Source organism: Methylobacterium sp. C1, assembly GCF_001854385.1.
GTDB classification, from domain to species: Bacteria; Pseudomonadota; Alphaproteobacteria; order Rhizobiales; family Beijerinckiaceae; genus Methylobacterium; species Methylobacterium radiotolerans.
The window spans coordinates 5250297-5265322 of the sequence record NZ_CP017640.1 but is presented as its reverse complement, the minus strand read 5'-3'; the positions used below and the strand labels follow the sequence as shown (position 1 = coordinate 5265322).

Sequence of the window (15026 nt, the reverse complement as noted above, 5' to 3'; positions counted from 1 at the left end):
ACGGGCGGTGCGTAGCACGCGCGGTCCGGCTTCACAAGCGAGACGTCGCGCGCCGGCGCCAGCTCAGACCACCACGGTGATCGCCTGCGCGGCGCGGGTCAGGCCGGTGTAGAGCCAGCGCGCCCGGTGCTCGCGGAACGCGTAGGATTCGTCGAACAGCGTCACCCGATCCCACTGCGACCCCTGTGCCTTGTGCACCGTCAGCGCGTAGCCGTAGGTGAACTCGTCCGTCTCGCGTCGCAGGAACAGCGGGATCTCCTCGTCCGTGCCGGAGATCATCGCGCGCAGCACCTTGATGTCGGTGGGCTTCCGGCGGAGCGCCGGGTCGTCCTCCGGCACCACGTCGAGGCGGATCAGGTCCGGACGCGGCGGCGCGCGCAGGGCCTGCACGGTCCAGGTCGAGCCGTTGAGCAAGCCCTTCACCCGGTCGTTGCGCAGGCAGACCAGCTTCTCGCCGATCGCCGGCATCGGGTCCGTGTGGCCCGCGAGTTCCCGGAGCCGGGCATTGTAGAGGCGGCGGGTCTTGTTCAGACCGACCAGAACCTGGTCGCACTCGAGCACCTCGGCCGGATCCAGGGCGCGGCGTGACACGATCCGGCTCTGCCCGTAGCTGCCGAGCTCCAGCCGGCCGCCCTCGCGCACCGTCATCGCCATGCGGACGATCGGGTCGTCCTTGGCCTGCCGGTGGACCTCGGTGAGCATCACGTCGGGCTCCGCCTCGGTGAAGAAGCCGCCGCCGCGCACCGGCGGCAGCTGCGCCGGGTCGCCCAGAACGAGGACCGGCCGCTCGAAGGACAGGAGATCGTTGCCGAGGTCGGAATCGACCATCGAGCACTCGTCGATGATGATCAGGTCCGCCTTGGCGGCCGGGCCCGACCGGTTCAGCGTGAAGGTGGGCCCGCCCTCCTCCGCCTCCTTGGTGCGGTAGATCAGCGAGTGGATCGTGGCGGCGTCGTAGCAGCCCTTCTGGCGCATCACCGAGGCCGCCTTGCCGGTGAAGGCCCCGTAGACCACCGTGCCGTCGACGTCCTCGGCGATGCGGCGGGCGAGCGTCGTCTTGCCGGTGCCGGCATAGCCGAACAGCCGGAACACCTGCGATCTCCCGTCCCGCCGCCACGCGGCGATCGCCTTCAGCGCCGCGTCCTGCTGCGGCGCGTAGGCGGCCGGCAGACCCGCACTCACGGCCAGCGCACAGTCGGCGGCATCGAGGAGAGGATGGAGGCGACGTTGCCGCCCGTCTTCAGGCCGAAGATCGTGCCCCGGTCGTAGAGCAGGTTGAACTCCACGTAGCGGCCCCGCCGCACCTGCTGCTCGTGGCGGTCCGCCTCGGTCCAGGGCGTGCCGAGATTGTCGCGCACGATTTTCGGGTAGGCCTCCAGGAAGGCCTGGCCCACGTCGCGGGTGTACGCGAGGTCGGCCTGCGGCGTCCCGCTCCAGAGGTAATCGTAGAAGATCCCGCCGATGCCGCGCGGCTCGTTCCGGTGCTTGAGGTGAAAGTACTCGTCGCACCACGCCTTGTAGCGGGCGTGATCGATGCCGTGCGCCGCGCAGGCCCGCTCCAGGCAGGCGTGGAAGTGGCGGCTGTCGGGATCGTCCTGCGTGCGGCGCCGGTCGAGCACCGGCGTCAGATCGGCCCCGCCCCCGAACCACGCCCGCGTCGTGGCGACGAACCGGGTGTTCATGTGCACCGTCGGCACGTGCGGGTTCCACGGATGGGCGATCAGCGAGATGCCGGTGGCGAAGAAGCGCGGATCCTCGGCGGCGCCGGGCATCTGGGCGCGGAATTCCGGCGCGAACTCGCCGTGCACCGTCGAGATGTGCACGCCGGCCTTCTCGAAGACGCGGCCCCGCAGCATCGCCATGACGCCGCCGCCGCCCGGCCGCCCGGTATGGTCGGTCCGGTTCCACGGCGTCTTCTCGAACGTCCCCGGGGCCTCGGGCGCGTCGGGGTGGAACGGACCCGCCGCCTCCGCCTCGAGGGTCTCCAAGGCGGCGACGATCCGGTCGCGCAGCGTCTCGAACCACGCCGCGGCCTCGGACTTCATGGCCGTCACGTCGGCCTCGGAGGGAGGCGCAGCCAGGGCTGCGCGCGCGTCGTCCGGCATCGTCATGGCACAGGCTTTTCCACCCTGCCGGGCGCACGTCAATGCGGTCGCGACCCCGCGTGACCGCGCCGGCCTCCCGCGCCGGCCTCCCGGCCGCGGACCGCCGCCCTACGCGGGCGCCGACCGCTCGCCGACGGGCTTGAGCAGCCCCGTGGCGGTCGCCACCAGTTCCCCGGCCTCGTCGCGGATCTCGGCCTCGCAGAAGATCACCGACCGCCCGGCCCGGGTGACCCGTCCCTCGGCCGTCAGGACGCCGCGGCCGGGCGCGAGGAAGCGGGTCTGCATGTCGAGGGTCACCACGGGGCGCCCCGCCCGCAGCCGCGCCGCCGTCCCGAGGGCGACGTCGAGCAGGGTGCAGAGCGCGCCGCCATGGGCGATGCCGAGGTTGTTGGCGTGCTCCGGTCGCAGGGGGAGGCGCAGCCGCGTCCGGCCCGCGCGGACGTCGAGCGCCTCGATCCCGCAGTAATCCACGAACGGGATGGTGGCGCCGAAGACGGTGCCCGGTTCCGATTGCTGGTCCACGTCGATCGCCCCGGCTCCTGCCCCGCCCGGCTCCTTACCGCCCGGCCGCCCCCGAGGCCATGACCGGACCGCCGCAGATCACGTGACAGTCGGGCCGAAACGTTCGTCCCGCCCCGACCGGCTCACGGGCCGTCCCGGCGGGCCCCCGCGTGAAGTTCTGCGCCTCTCATCTGACCGGAGACGGATCTTCGCAGAGGAAGCCGGCGGCGAGATCGCGGCAGAAGGCATAATCGATGCCCGTCCGCGTAGCCCGGTCTCATCCAACCTCGGCTCCGGGGTGTCGGTTTGCTCCACCGTCGATTTCAGCTCGACCCTCGGTTTGAATAATATGCGTGTTCATGGCGGGGGCATTGTGTAGGGAAATGCTCGACGACGACTTGATTTTGCTGCACAGACGTTAGAACCGTCTCACCACGGTCGGATAGAGGGAATCATCGATGGACGACAACGCCACTGAGCAGCAGCAGACCTTTATCGAGCAGGCGTCCGACATCGTCTCGGCGTACGTCTCGAACAACTCCGTGCCGATCAGCGAATTGCCCGGTCTGCTCGCCGGCGTTCACGCCGCGCTGACGAAGCTGTCCGCCCCCGCGGCGGCCGTCACCGAGACGGCCGACAAGCCGACGCCGGCCCAGATCCGCAAGTCTGTGACACCGGACGCCCTGATCTCGTTCATCGACGGCAAGCCGTACAAGACACTGAAGCGGCACCTGTCGCGCAACGGCCTGACGATCGAGCAGTATCGCGAGCGCTTCGGGCTGCCGCGCGACTATCCGTCGACGGCCGCGAGCTACTCGGCCCAGCGCTCGGAACTCGCCCGCAGCCTCGGCCTCGGCCAGCAGCGCCGCAAGTCCGCCGCTCCGGCGCCGGCTCCCGAGCCCGTCGCGGAGGCGACCGAGAAGCCGAAGCGCGCCAGCCGCTCCCGCAAGGCCAAAGAGACGGCCTGAGGCCGCCCGACGCAGGCCCGAGCCCGGCACCCGCCCGGGGCTCGTGGATACCGGCCGGCGCGCGCCCCGCGCGTCGGTCCGTTACGCGAAGTCGGCGAGGTCGTCGGCCACGTCGCCCGCGGCGATCTCCGTCTCGGCCCTGTGCCGCTCGTCCGGCTCGGCCTCCGCCTCGGTCCTCCCGGGCCGCGGCACCGGCCGCTCGGGCACCGGCGCGGGCTCCGGCCGCGCCTGATCGGCCTCCGCCTCGGGGAATCGATCCGTCACCCGCCCCGCCATGCTGCGCGCTCCCCGACCCGACGACCGGAGGGCAAAGCGCGGACGGCCCTCCGCGTTCCGCCCAGGGCGATCGCGCCGGCTTGATCGGGCTGGCCGGAGGGGAGATCCGGGAGGTCGGCGCTGTCGGAGCGGACGCGCCCGACGGGCCTCCGGCATCGGCGACGGAATGCCCGATGATCGACACACCCGGGCGGAGACACGCCGCGCCATGCTGAGAGGCACCGCGAGGCGCCGAGAGGCGTCGCGATGCGTTGAACGGCCGGACAGGCCGATCGGGAGCGGGATTTGGGCAATCGCTACGGGCTGGAGATCCGCGCCGCCGCGGGGGCCGATGCCGCGGGCCTCGCGGCCCTGCTGGGCGAGGCGGGGGTCTCGGTCGGTGCCGCCGACCTCGCGGCCCGGCTCGAAGCCCTGCAGCGGGGCGGCGGCAGCGCCCTCGTCGCCGTGGAATGGGGACCGCCGAGCGGCGTCATCGCCGTCGCCCCCGTGCGGACCCTCGACGCGCCGCGGCCCTTCGGCCTGATCACCGGCCTCGCGGTCGCCGCCGAGTCCCGCCGCCGCGGCATCGGACGGGTCCTGCTGAAGGCGGCCGGCCGGGCGGCGCGGCAGGCGGGCTGCGACCGGCTGCTCCTGGCCGCGGGGCCGGACCAGGAGGCCCTGCGCGCCTTCTGCGCCGCCGCCGGCTTCGCCGCAGAAGGGACGATGCTCGCGCGGCCGCTGCTGAAGCGGGGCGCCGGGGACGGGTGAGATCCGCGACATCCTGGCCGAAGCCGACACGGCTCACTGGGCGTTGATCTCGGAGAGTGGAGCCCCCCGATGACGCTGCGATCCGAGACCCCGCCGCCCCCCGCGAACCTGCCCGTCGATCCGCCGCCGGATTCCGAGGCGCCGACCGCCGCGCAGCTCAAGGGCGACATCGACAGCGGCCGCACCGCCGACAAGACCCCGCACATGGATATCGGCGCGGCCCCGCTCGGGACCTGCGAGGAGGCCGGCGGGACGCCGCCGACGCCCCGGGAGGTCCGGATCGCCCGGCAGAACGAGCGGGCGCCCTCGGAGCGGGTGGCCCAGGGCTACCCGCACCAGCGGCAGCCCTGGGTCCTGCCGCTCTACGCCGGCCTCATCGTCGCGGCCGCCGTGGGGCTCGGCCTCGTGCTCTGGCTGACGCGCTGACGGCGGGGCCGGGGCGGAACCGGGCCGGTGCCATCCTGGCGCAGGACGGCACGGTCGCGGCGGAGGCGGCTTAAAGGTCGATTCACGTCGATGCGGTTAGCGTGACCTTACTGCAGTCTTGCGTAACCGATCCTCCATGCCCCCATCCGTCGATGCTCCGCCGGACCTGTCCGGGCTCCTCGAACTGTCGCGCATCGAGAATCTCGATCTCAAGCCGGTGATCCTCCGGGTTCAGACGGACCTGTTCGTCCGGGCCGCGGCCCGGGACCGGACCGAGATCGAGATCTTCGAGTCCCTGGCCTGCGGCCTGATCCCGACGGTGGACGAGGAGACCGCCCGGGTCGTGGCCCGCAAGCTGGCCCCCTGCCCCGAGACACCACCCGCGGTGCTGGAGGCGCTCGCCCTGCGCGGCGGCGGCGCCCGCGACGCGGTGGTGGAGCTGGCCCCGACCCTGAGCCACCGCCTGATCGAGGCGGCCCTGGCCGAGGGGTCGGACATCGCCGCCCGCATCGCCGCCCGGGCCGGGCTGAGCCGGGAGGCGGTGGACGAGCTGTCCCGCGAGGGCCGCCCCGAGATCGACCGCGCGCTGGCGGCCAATCTCGGCCACACCCTGCGGGGCGCGGCCCTGTCGCGGCTCGTGGATCGCGGCCGCGGCGCCCCCGACCTCGCCCGGCTGCTGCTGGTCCGGCCCGACGTGTCGGCCGCCGACCTCGTGCCCCTGTACCTGCACGCCGACCCGATGCGCCGCACGGTGATCGGCCGGGCCGTGGAGGCGACCGCCGCCCTGCGCCCCTGCCCGCCGCCGCCCCGCGGCCTCGGCGAGACCCTGACCGGCCTGTCCGCGGCCCGCGACGTGCCGGCCTTCATGGCGGCGCTGGCCGACGGACTCGGCCTGCCCCGCGATTTCCTGACGGTGGTCGCCGACGCGAGCGCCCGCTACGATCTGCTGACCCTCGGCCTGCGGGCCGCCGGCCTGCACGAGGAGGAAGCGGTCTACATCTTCCTGACCCTCAACCAAGGGGTGGCTCGCTCGGCCGAGCGCGTGGCCGACCTCGTCCGGCTGTTCCGCACCGTGAGCCGCCCCGCCTCCCGGGACCTGATCGCCGCGATCCTCGACCGGCCGCTGGCCGAGCGCGGGCGGAGCGAGGCCCACCAGCCGGCGCACGGCCCGGAGGCCAAGCTGCGCCAGGGCGCCGAGCGCGTCGCCGCGCAGCGGCCGCCCGTGCCGGCGCGGGCCCGGACGGCGAGCGGCGGGGAGCCGGCCTGACCGGCCGGCCGTCAGCGCGGCTCGGTCCGGAGATCGCCCTTCGGACCACTCTTCGGATCGCTCTGCGGCTCGGCGCCCCGCCAAGCGGGCTGCCGGTCGGTCTCCTGCAGGGTGTCGTTCGAGGGCGGCGCCTCCGCGGCGCGGCGGCTCAGCTCCGCCATCAGGCCGCGGGCCAGCACGGCGCGCACCGCCCGGTCCCGGGTCTCGGGCGGGACCGCCTCGAGGGCGGCCGGCACGACCGCCTGGGCGCTCGGGACCGCCCCGGCGAGCTTACGGGCCTCCGCGGCCGGATCCGCGCCGGTGCGAAGCATGGCGAAGTAGGAGAGCACGCCGATCACCAGCGCGGCGCGCAGCAGGACGGTCATGAGACGGTTCCTCCGCTCGAGATCGCGCGAAGCATTCGACGGATTTCGTGAACCGGGCCTCTACCAACCCGAGCTTTCCCGCACGATGGTGAACGAAGCTTGTTCGCGATCGGCTGGTTACCTCGCGGAAAGCATCCCGACCATTCGGACAAGTCCCGCAACACTCGTTTAAGCCGGCTCTGCGACCGTCCGGTAGTCGTTCGAAGTCGAACCGGAGGCGCGACGGATGCGGGAACGCAGCCAGCGCGACGCGTGCCAACCTTGACCATCAAGACTGTCCTGACGTCTCTGATCGACGACCGGCTCGCGGGTCTCGTCCACGAATCCGTGGCCGACAATCCGGCCGCCCGCGCGCGCCACCAGCGCTTCCTGGTGTCGCGGCTGGCGACCGGCGCCGTGATGATGGCCGGGCTGCCGCCCTACCTGCTCTGGCGGGGGGTGCCGTCGGGCTTCGAGGTCCTGGCGATCGCGAGCCTGCTGCTGCCGGTCCTCGCCGCCGTCCTCCTCACCCGCACCGGCTCCCTCTGGGTCGCCCACGCGGTCTCGTCGGCGGGCCTGACCGGCCTCGTCGTCGCCCTGGCGGGCGTCACCGGCGGCGTCACCTCGCCCGCCGCGGTCTGGCTCGTGGCGATCCCCCTGGAGGCGCTGGTCTCCGGCTCGCTCCGCGCGACGATCGCGGCCGCCGCGATGGCGGTCCTCGGCGTGCTGGCCGTGGTGGCCCTCGGGGCCTGGGCCGGCTCCCTGCCGGTCATGGACATCTCGGCCGCGATCGCCCTGCCGGCCTTCGCGATCACGGCGATCGGCCACGTCGCCGCCCAGGCCCTGGAGCACATGCGCAACGAGGGCGTCTGGCGCGAGCGGCTGCGCGACAACGAGGCCCGCGACCGGCTGCTGCTCTCGGCGATCGACGACCTCGTGACCTGGCACGACCGCAACGGCCGCGTCCTGGAGGCCTCGGTCTCGGCCGTGCGGCTCCTCGGCAGCGACCCGGCCCGGCTGCGCGGCCACGGCCTGCTGGAGCGCGTCCACGTCGCCGACCGTCCGGCCTTCCTCAAGGCGGTGAGCGACGTCGCCGCGACCGGGCGCCCCGCGACGCTGCCCCTGCGCCTGCACGTCGAGCCCGAGACCGGCCGCGCCGACGGCGCGAGCCTGATCTACGCCGAGATGCGCGCCCACCGGATCGAGCACGGCCCGCACGACGCCGCCATGGCGGTCGTGGCGGTCACCCGCGACATGACCGAGCACCACCGGCACGCCGCGGAACTGGAGCGCGCCCGCGCCGAGGCCGAGCGGGCCGACGCGATCAAGGGCCGGTTCCTGGCCAACGTCACCCACGAGTTGCGCACGCCGCTCAACGCGATCATCGGCTTCTCCGAGGTCCTGGCGGGCGAAGGCGCCGTCAGCCTCGGGCCGGTCCAGGCGCGGGAATATGCCGGCATCATCGGCGCCTCCGGCCACCACCTGCTCGGCGTCGTCAACACGCTGCTCGACATGAGCCGGATCCAGAGCGGCAACTTCGACTGCGCGCCCGAGACCTTCGACGTCGCGGACCTGCTCCGGGGCTGCTGCGACCTGATGCGGCTGAAGGCCGACGCCGCCGGCGTCGCCCTCACCGCCGCCCCGTCGGGACCGGTGGAGATCACGGCCGATCCCGCCGCCTGCCGGCAGGTCCTGATCAACCTCATCTCGAACGCCGTGAAGTTCACCCCGTCGGGCGGCCGCATCGACCTCTCCCTGCGGCGCGGCGCGGGCAGCCTGGACATCGTCGTGGCCGATACCGGCGTCGGCATCGGCGCGGACGACCTGCCCAAGCTCGGCACCCCGTTCTTCCAGGCCGGGAGCGGCGGCTACAAGCGGCAGCACGAGGGCACCGGCCTCGGCCTGTCGGTGGTCCAGGGCCTCGTCGGCCTCCACGGCGGCTCCCTGCTGATCGAGAGCGCCCCGCAGGCCGGGACCGTGGTGACCGTCACCCTGCCCCTCGTCTGCCAGGCCCCCGCGACCGCGCACGGCCCGGCCCCGATCCGCACGGCCGTGCGGGGCGCCCCGGCGCCGCGCCGCGTGGTGCGCCTGCCGCTCGGCCTGTTCGACGCGGAGCCGGGCCCCGCCGCGGCCCCGGCCGAGCCGGTCCTGCGCCGCACCGGCTGACCCGAAGATCCCCGGAAGGAGACATGATGTCAGGCTACCGCGAGATCACCGTACCGGGCGAACCCGGCCGCGCCCGCCGGTCCGCGCCGCGCCGCGCCGCGGTCCAGGGCGACTGGCGCGCCGTGCTCGTCGGCGCGCTGAAGGCGACGGGCGCCACCTGCCGCACCAGTCCGGGCACCGTTCTCGGCAGCCTCGTCGCCCTCGGCGCGGCGGGCTTCGTCTGCGTCAACGCCCTCGGCTACCAGACCGGGCGCCACCCGGCGCCGATCCTGCCGAAGCTCGCCCAGAAAGCGCCCGCCCCCCGCGAGGCGGCGCCGGCCGCCAAGGAGGCCACCCGGGAACCCGCCCGGGAACCGGCCCGGGAGCCGGTGCGCGTCGTCGAGGCCGACCGTGCCGCCGCACCGCTCCAAGCCAAGCCGGCGGCCCGGGACGCGATCGGCGAGCTGATCCGGTCCGAGGAGACCACCGCCTCGGTCACCCCGAAGGCGTCGCCGGTCCGGCCGGCCGCCAAGCCGACCCCGAAGGACACGAAGGACGCGAAGGACGCGAAGGACACGAAGGACACGAAGGACGCGAAGGCGGCCAAGCCCGAGAAGGACGGCGATCCGGTGCTGCGCGCCCAGAAGGCGCTGTCGAAGCTCGGCTACGCGGTGAAGCCCGACGGCGCGATGGGCCCCGGCACCCGCGCGGCGATCGAGAAGTTCGAGCGCGGCGCCAAGCTGCCGGTGACCGGAGAGGCGACCGGCCGGACCCTGCGCGAACTGGTGGCGCGGGCGGGCCACGGCTAGCGAGACCCGGCGGCAACCCGCGCCGGAGGGGCGGCGCGGGTGCCGATCGTCGCGACAAGTCGGTGCGCCGCCCCTCAGTACTGCGTGCCGGTGAACCGGCAGATCGTCTTGCAGCGCGGGCCGCCATTGGCCTGCCAGGACTTCGCGTGGCCGATCGATCCGGTCATGTCCTGCGTGGGATTACCGCCGGGCCGATGCACGACGATGTTGCAGGCATCGCTCGGGGTCCGCTGGTAGCGCGGGCAGGACGTGGAGTCGCGGTTGCCCAGTAAATCCATGAGCGTCTCCGGACGGGCGTGGGCCGACGGCACAACACCGCACAGGCAGGCGACGATCAGCGTCGCGCGCGAGGTCATTCTCCGCATCGGAGTGCTCCTTGAATCATCGTGAACTGCGAATTCGGGCGCCCTTTGCTCAGTTAATCAGCAAAAAATACTGTAGATGTGCGCTGACGCACACGGATCAATCCTTTTTTAATCCCGAAGAATACTGGTTTTTCTGACGGAATATTTTGCGCGCTGAAGCGTTCATGCCAGATGGCCGACGCGGCGCGTCCGCGCTGGCCCGCGCTTGCCCGCGCCGGCGCTTTCGCGCATGGCGGAGGCCGCACCGCTCCGAGCCCGCGGGGTTCGAGGGACGACCGCCGCGTCGGACCGCCTCCCGCGGCGAGCCGAGGTTCACAGGGCTACAGACGCATGCGCCTGCGCTCCGATTTCTGGGTCTCGGCCCATCTGCGGCGCCTGGACGTCGCGGGCATCCCGGCCGTGCTGCGCCGGCGCGGGTCCGCGGAGGCGGGCGCGATCTTCGTGAAGGTCGACCGCCTCGACGGCAGCGCCGATCTCTACGGACCGGCGCCGCAGGCCCTGTTCGAGGCCGAGGAGAGCGGCGACCGCCGTTTCACCGCGATCGTCACCGGCGGCAGCCCGCTCGACGTGGAGGAGCGCCTGACCAAGGAGATCCGGTTCGATTCCGATCTCTGGATCATCGAGATCGACGACCGCCAGGGGCGGCATTTCCTGGATCTGGCGGAGTAAGGTGAAGGCGCGCCGACCGTCTCTGCGAGCGAGAGCGAAGCGACCCGGAGGCGCCACGCCGACCGACGGCGCGCCGCCCTGGGATCACTTCGCCCCGCTCGTGAAGACGAGAGCACAGCAAACGCCGCGCGGCGCTCCGCACCGCGTGACAGTGACGGGGCCGATCAGCCCTCGATGATGCGCTCGTCGAGCTTGCGATCGACGGTCTCGACGGTGCGGTCGATCTCGGCGTTCGGCTCGCCGAGCTGGTGCGAGATCAGCTTCACCAGCAGGTCGACCCGCTCGATGTAGGGCGCGCCGTTCGCCACCGCCCGCGCCGCCGAGGACGGCTTCAGCAGGCTCTCGGCGGCCTTAGCGTACTTCTCGAACGGCACTTGGTCGGCCGGGTCGGCGCCGAGCTTCCGGGCGATGCCGTCGACGTGGTCGTAGATCGCCCGCGAGCGCGCCAGGTCGCCGTGGACGGCGTCGTGGATCGATTGCGGCTCGCCCGGGGTGATGCAGCGGTAATTGCCGGTGAGCAGCATCGACCACTTGGCGAGCGGCACGAACAGCGAGTCGAACACCTTGAGCTTCACCGGCACGTCGTGCCCGTCGAGGCGCACGGCGTCGATGTCGGCCTCCAGCTCCCGGAGCAGCCGGTTGTGGGCCTCGTCCGCGAAGGTCGCGGCCTTGAAATTCGTCGGCAGGCCGACGTGGAGGACGTTCGCCTCCTCCTCCGGCGGCCGGAAGGCCTGCGGATCGGGGGAGCAGAGCGACACCAGCCCCGGCTCGAACCGGTCCCACACGCCGGCATTGGTGTAGGCATCCTCGAGGTCCATGGCGGCGAGCGCCGGGATCCGCTTGAGGTAGGGCAGCGGCGGCATGTTCATGATCGACAGGCACGGCAGCCTCGCCGCCGCGATCTTGATCATCAGGACGCGGATCGTGTGGTTGTTGTACTGCGGCTCCTGCATGGCGAGGCCGACGAGGTCGTAGCGCGACACGTCGACCTCTTCCGGCGGCATCGCGTCGACCTTGCCGGGCAGATCGCGTGAGTGGATCGCCCGGTGCTCCTTCTCGTCGCGCAGCTTGATGCGGACCTCGGTCCCCTCGCGGTTGATCAGGTCCGCGGTCTTCCGCCGGCACACCAGGGTCACGTTGTGACCGGCCATCAGGAGCTTGGTCCCCAGGAGCGAGCCGTAGGAGGCCCCCAGGATCAGGATGTTTCTGGCCACGTCTTTCCTCCCCAGCATTGAAGACTTGCTGTGTGTTGTCTGGCTGCTGGGAACAGCGCGTCCACGCCACGCCCCGAGCGCACACGCGATGGATGGCAGCCGGGCGAGAGGAAGGCAAGCCTTCTGGTATACCTAATCCCAAACCCTTTGTGAGGCCCCGCCGGTGACAGGCGGGGCGATCCCTATCGTCCGCACCTGGGATCTCCACAGGGCCGAGCCTCCGAGATCTCGCGCTGGGCGGTCTCGGACCGCGGACGGCGACCGCTCCGCCCGCGTGCCCTAGCCCCAGAGCTCCGGCGTCGGCGGGTGCATCAGGCTGCCCTCGTAGCGCAGCGGCGGGTCACGGTCGCGGGCCAGCAGCAGCGGTCCGTCGAGGTCGACGAACTCCGCGGCGTTGGCGAGCAGTGCCGCCGGCGCCATGCCCAGCGAGGTGCCGAGCATGCAGCCGACCATGATCGAGAGCCCCCGGGCCCGCGCCTCGCGGGCGAGGAGCACCGCCTCGGTCAGGCCGCCGGTCTTGTCGAGCTTGATGTTGATCGCGTCGTAGCGCCCGGCCAGCGCGTCGAGTCCGGCACGGTCGTGCAGGCTCTCGTCGGCGCAGACCGGCACCGGGTGGGGGATCTCGGCCAGCAGGGCATCGGCGTCGGCCGGCAGCGGCTGCTCGATCAGCGCGACGCCCGCCTTCAGGCAGGCCGCGAGGTTGGCCTCGACGTTCTCGGGCCGCCACGCCTCGTTGGCGTCGACGATCAGCCGGGATTCCGGCGCGCCGGCCCGCACCGCGGCGATGCGCTCCGGATCGCCGTCCCCGCCGAGCTTGACCTTGAGCAGCGGCCGGTGGGCGGCCTTGCGGGCGGCCTCCGCCATGCTCTCCGGCGTGCCGAGGCTCAGCGTGTAGGCGGTGATCGCCGGCCGGGGCTCGGCGAGACCCGCGATCTCCCAGGCGGGGCGGCCCTGGCGCTTCGCCTCGAGGTCGAACAGCGCGCAGTCGAGGGCGTTGCGCGCGGCGCCCGCCTTCATGCGGGCCATGAGCGCGTCCCGCTCGATCCCGGCGGCGATCGCCTCTGCCTGGCCCTCGATCAGGGCGCTGACGCTCTCGACGCTCTCGCCGTAGCGCGGATAGGGCACGCACTCGCCGCGCCCGACCGCGTCGCCGTCCGCGATCGTCGCCACCACGACGGCGATCTCGGTGCGGCTGCCGCGCGAGATCGTGAAGGCGCCGGCGATGGGAAAGCGCTCGACGGCGAGGGTCAGGCGGCGCGCCATGTCAGGCCTCCGGGAAGTCGGCGACGATCCGGTCGACCAGCCCGTCGACGCCGAAGCGCACCGGGTCGGTGGCGGGCAGGCCGTGCTCGGACGCGAGCTTGTCGAGGAGGGCCCGCGCCTCGCCCTCGGCGAGCGCCTGTGTGTTCACCGCGATGCCGACCGGCCGGATCGCCGGGTTGGTCAGGCTGCCGAGCTGCACGGTGAGGTCGATCACCTGCCGGATGGTCGGCAGCGGGTGCTTCACGCCGCGCATGTTGGTGCGGGTCGGCTCGTGGCAGACCACGAAGGCGTCGGCCTGCGCGCCGTGGAGCAGGCCGAGGCTCACGCCCGCGAAGGACGGGTGGTAGAGCGAGCCCTGGCCCTCGATCAGGTCCCAGTGGTTCGGGGCGGCTTCGGGCGCGATCGTCTCGACGGCGCCGGAGATGAAGTCGGCCACGACGGCGTCGATGGCGACGCCCCGGCCGGAGATGAACACGCCGGTCTGGCCGGTGGCGCGGAAATCGGCGTCCAGGCCGCGCGCGCGCATGCCGCGCTCCAGGGCCAGCACGGTGTACTTCTTGCCGACGGAGCAGTCGGTGCCGACGGTGAGCAGGCGCCGCCCGGCCCGCTTGGTGCCCTTGCCGGTGGGGAAGCGCTCGTCGGTGTGGCGGACGTCGTGGAGCTGGCGGCCGCGCCGTGCCGCGGCCTCGGCGATGGCCGGGACCGTGCCGAGCTTGACGTGCAGGCCGCTCGCCACGTCGAGCCCGGCCTCGATCGCCGCGACGATCTCCTTCACCCAGTGGTCCGGCAGCACGCCGCCGGCGTTGACGACGCCGATCACCAGGGTCCGGCAGCCCTTCGCCAGGGCCTCGGCCAGGGTCATGTCGGGGATGCCGAGATCGGCGGCGCAGCCGGGCAGGCGCATCTGGCCGACGCACCACTCGGGGCGCCAGTCCTTGATCCCGTAGGCGGTCTTCGCCGCCAGCGTGTCGGGCACGTCGCCCAGGAACATCAGGTAGGGCGTGGCGATCTGCATCGGTCGAGCAACCTTCTCCGGGAGGCCGGCGGACCGTCTATGCGGGATCGCGGGCGCCCGGCGCAATGCACGAGGCCGGCCAGGCGCGCAGATGCGGCCGCATCCCCAACATGCCTGGCCTGCACACCGTCGTCGCGGGCGCAGCGAGGTGACCCGGGCATTCGCGGCGCTCGGGGACCGCGCTGCCCCGGATAGCTTCGCGGCGCTCGCAGGGACGGCGCGGTCGTCGCCTCAGGCTTTCGGCGCCTGTCGATCCCGCTCAGGCGGCGCGTCGTCGCGCCACCCCCGCCTCGTTGGCCACCGCGCCCGCCGGCGACAGCACGCCGGTCGCCCGGACCATCCCCGCGGCGCCCGCCAGCGCCCCCGCGCGCAGCTCCAGACCGAGGAAGCGCGCGCGCTCGAACGGTCCCGGCAGGGTCAGGCCGTCCGCGAGCGCCCGGTCGAAGCCGAAGCGGGCGTAGTAGGGCGCGTCGCCGACCAGCAGCACGGCGCCGTGGCCGAGGGATTCGGCACGGCCGAGCGCCGCCTGCATCATCACCGAGCCGAGCCCCTGCCCCTGGATCGCCGGATCGACGGCGAGCGGGCCGAGCAGCAGCGCCGGGCGGGCGAGCCCGGCCTCGACGTGCCACAGCCGCAGGGTGCCGACGAGGCGCCCCGCCCGGGTCGCCGCGAAGGCGAGGCCGCGGGCCGGCAGCCGGCCCTCGCGCAGGCGCTCCGAGGTCTTGGCGCGTCGATTGCCGGGAAAGCACGCGTCGAGCAGGCGCTCGCGCGCCGGGACGTCGTGAAGGTGCTCCGCGCGGATCTCGATCATGGCTGTGCCCTCCCCGGGCCGGCAAGCGGGAGAAGCGATGGATCGTCTCGACGAGCGATCAGGGCTGGCCGCCGCTTCCGGAGAAACGGCAGCGGCCCTTA

General features: G+C 73.1%; 17 protein-coding genes. 7 read left to right on the top strand and 10 right to left on the bottom strand.

Annotated features, from left to right (window positions below; all coding sequences use genetic code 11):
• Positions 1-63: 63 nt before the first annotated feature.
• The 3 genes from BKE41_RS24330 to BKE41_RS24320 form a co-directional block, all read right to left on the bottom strand.
• Entirely contained in the window at positions 64-1182 is a 1119-nt protein-coding gene (locus tag BKE41_RS24330; RefSeq protein ID WP_071000197.1) for an ATP-dependent RecD-like DNA helicase, read from the bottom strand.
• Complete coding sequence (gene hemF / locus BKE41_RS24325) at positions 1179-2111, bottom strand: oxygen-dependent coproporphyrinogen oxidase (protein ID WP_024828669.1); 933 nt, start codon at positions 2109-2111, stop codon at positions 1179-1181. The genes BKE41_RS24330 and hemF overlap by 4 nt, the downstream gene beginning before the upstream one ends.
• Before the next feature lie 102 nt (positions 2112-2213).
• Entirely contained in the window at positions 2214-2627 is a 414-nt protein-coding gene (locus tag BKE41_RS24320) for a PaaI family thioesterase (protein WP_012321589.1), read from the bottom strand.
• A 437-nt stretch (positions 2628-3064) separates the two neighbouring features.
• Between BKE41_RS24320 and BKE41_RS24315 the strand changes: the two genes are divergently transcribed.
• The gene (locus BKE41_RS24315; protein ID WP_012321588.1) at positions 3065-3574 is read left to right on the top strand and encodes a MucR family transcriptional regulator; all 510 of its coding nucleotides are present in this window, start codon (positions 3065-3067) and stop codon (positions 3572-3574) included.
• 81 nt (positions 3575-3655) lie between these two features.
• Here the strand turns inward: BKE41_RS24315 and BKE41_RS24310 are convergent, their stop codons facing one another.
• Complete coding sequence (locus BKE41_RS24310) at positions 3656-3850, bottom strand: hypothetical protein (RefSeq protein ID WP_012321587.1); 195 nt, start codon at positions 3848-3850, stop codon at positions 3656-3658.
• A 285-nt stretch (positions 3851-4135) separates the two neighbouring features.
• Between BKE41_RS24310 and BKE41_RS24305 the strand changes: the two genes are divergently transcribed.
• The 3 genes from BKE41_RS24305 (at position 4136) to BKE41_RS24295 (ending at position 6290) form a co-directional block, all read left to right on the top strand.
• Positions 4136-4597 carry a GNAT family N-acetyltransferase gene (locus BKE41_RS24305; RefSeq protein WP_043074674.1) on the top strand — a complete coding sequence of 154 codons (462 nt, stop codon included), beginning with the start codon at positions 4136-4138 and terminating at the stop codon, positions 4595-4597.
• A gap of 69 nt (positions 4598-4666) precedes the next feature.
• The gene (locus BKE41_RS24300) at positions 4667-5023 is read left to right on the top strand and encodes a hypothetical protein (RefSeq protein ID WP_012321585.1); all 357 of its coding nucleotides are present in this window, start codon (positions 4667-4669) and stop codon (positions 5021-5023) included.
• A gap of 136 nt (positions 5024-5159) precedes the next feature.
• Positions 5160-6290 (top strand): DUF2336 domain-containing protein, encoded by a 1131-nt coding sequence (locus BKE41_RS24295; protein WP_012321584.1) that lies wholly within the window; start codon positions 5160-5162, stop codon positions 6288-6290.
• A gap of 11 nt (positions 6291-6301) precedes the next feature.
• Here BKE41_RS24295 and BKE41_RS24290 read toward each other — a convergent pair whose 3' ends face one another.
• The gene (locus BKE41_RS24290) at positions 6302-6655 is read right to left on the bottom strand and encodes a hypothetical protein (RefSeq protein WP_012321583.1); all 354 of its coding nucleotides are present in this window, start codon (positions 6653-6655) and stop codon (positions 6302-6304) included.
• Between the two features lie 261 nt (positions 6656-6916).
• Between BKE41_RS24290 and BKE41_RS24285 the strand changes: the two genes are divergently transcribed.
• Positions 6917-8800, top strand: coding sequence for a PAS domain-containing sensor histidine kinase (locus BKE41_RS24285; protein WP_106427862.1), 1884 nt, complete (start codon positions 6917-6919; stop codon positions 8798-8800).
• A 26-nt stretch (positions 8801-8826) separates the two neighbouring features.
• Positions 8827-9588, top strand: coding sequence for a peptidoglycan-binding domain-containing protein (locus BKE41_RS24280; RefSeq protein ID WP_071000748.1), 762 nt, complete (start codon positions 8827-8829; stop codon positions 9586-9588).
• A 74-nt stretch (positions 9589-9662) separates the two neighbouring features.
• Here the strand turns inward: BKE41_RS24280 and BKE41_RS24275 are convergent, their stop codons facing one another.
• The gene (locus tag BKE41_RS24275; protein ID WP_012321580.1) at positions 9663-9953 is read right to left on the bottom strand and encodes a hypothetical protein; all 291 of its coding nucleotides are present in this window, start codon (positions 9951-9953) and stop codon (positions 9663-9665) included.
• 330 nt (positions 9954-10283) lie between these two features.
• Here BKE41_RS24275 and BKE41_RS24270 point away from each other — a divergent pair, with 330 nt between their 5' ends.
• Positions 10284-10622, top strand: coding sequence for a DUF1491 family protein (locus tag BKE41_RS24270; RefSeq protein ID WP_012321579.1), 339 nt, complete (start codon positions 10284-10286; stop codon positions 10620-10622).
• Between the two features lie 164 nt (positions 10623-10786).
• Here the strand turns inward: BKE41_RS24270 and BKE41_RS24265 are convergent, their stop codons facing one another.
• The 4 genes from BKE41_RS24265 to BKE41_RS24250 all read right to left on the bottom strand — a co-directional run bounded on the left by BKE41_RS24265 (position 10787) and on the right by BKE41_RS24250 (position 14925).
• On the bottom strand, positions 10787-11836 hold the full coding sequence (locus tag BKE41_RS24265) for a 2-dehydropantoate 2-reductase N-terminal domain-containing protein (RefSeq protein WP_012321578.1): 1050 nt from the start codon (positions 11834-11836) through the stop codon (positions 10787-10789).
• A gap of 279 nt (positions 11837-12115) precedes the next feature.
• The gene (gene dgcA / locus BKE41_RS24260; RefSeq protein WP_024828674.1) at positions 12116-13099 is read right to left on the bottom strand and encodes an N-acetyl-D-Glu racemase DgcA; all 984 of its coding nucleotides are present in this window, start codon (positions 13097-13099) and stop codon (positions 12116-12118) included.
• Position 13100: 1 nt separating this feature from the next.
• On the bottom strand, positions 13101-14114 hold the full coding sequence (gene dgcN / locus BKE41_RS24255) for an N-acetyltransferase DgcN (RefSeq protein ID WP_012321576.1): 1014 nt from the start codon (positions 14112-14114) through the stop codon (positions 13101-13103).
• A 259-nt stretch (positions 14115-14373) separates the two neighbouring features.
• Positions 14374-14925 (bottom strand): N-acetyltransferase, encoded by a 552-nt coding sequence (locus tag BKE41_RS24250; RefSeq protein WP_024828675.1) that lies wholly within the window; start codon positions 14923-14925, stop codon positions 14374-14376.
• Between the last annotated feature and the right edge of the window lie 101 nt (positions 14926-15026).

What these genes read in the sequence shown, in the direction of transcription:
- hemF (WP_024828669.1), bottom strand. Translation starts at nt 2,111, where the DNA reads ATGACGATGCCGGACGACGCGCGCGCAGCCCTGGCTGCGCCTCCCTCC.
- BKE41_RS24315 (WP_012321588.1), top strand. Translation starts at nt 3,065, where the DNA reads ATGGACGACAACGCCACTGAGCAGCAGCAGACCTTTATCGAGCAGGCG.
- BKE41_RS24310 (WP_012321587.1), bottom strand. Translation starts at nt 3,850, where the DNA reads ATGGCGGGGCGGGTGACGGATCGATTCCCCGAGGCGGAGGCCGATCAG.
- BKE41_RS24300 (WP_012321585.1), top strand. Translation starts at nt 4,667, where the DNA reads ATGACGCTGCGATCCGAGACCCCGCCGCCCCCCGCGAACCTGCCCGTC.
- BKE41_RS24295 (WP_012321584.1), top strand. Translation starts at nt 5,160, where the DNA reads ATGCCCCCATCCGTCGATGCTCCGCCGGACCTGTCCGGGCTCCTCGAA.
- BKE41_RS24290 (WP_012321583.1), bottom strand. Translation starts at nt 6,655, where the DNA reads ATGACCGTCCTGCTGCGCGCCGCGCTGGTGATCGGCGTGCTCTCCTAC.
- BKE41_RS24280 (WP_071000748.1), top strand. Translation starts at nt 8,827, where the DNA reads ATGTCAGGCTACCGCGAGATCACCGTACCGGGCGAACCCGGCCGCGCC.
- BKE41_RS24275 (WP_012321580.1), bottom strand. Translation starts at nt 9,953, where the DNA reads ATGCGGAGAATGACCTCGCGCGCGACGCTGATCGTCGCCTGCCTGTGC.
- BKE41_RS24270 (WP_012321579.1), top strand. Translation starts at nt 10,284, where the DNA reads ATGCGCCTGCGCTCCGATTTCTGGGTCTCGGCCCATCTGCGGCGCCTG.
- dgcA (WP_024828674.1), bottom strand. Translation starts at nt 13,099, where the DNA reads ATGGCGCGCCGCCTGACCCTCGCCGTCGAGCGCTTTCCCATCGCCGGC.
- dgcN (WP_012321576.1), bottom strand. Translation starts at nt 14,114, where the DNA reads ATGCAGATCGCCACGCCCTACCTGATGTTCCTGGGCGACGTGCCCGAC.
- BKE41_RS24250 (WP_024828675.1), bottom strand. Translation starts at nt 14,925, where the DNA reads ATGATCGAGATCCGCGCGGAGCACCTTCACGACGTCCCGGCGCGCGAG.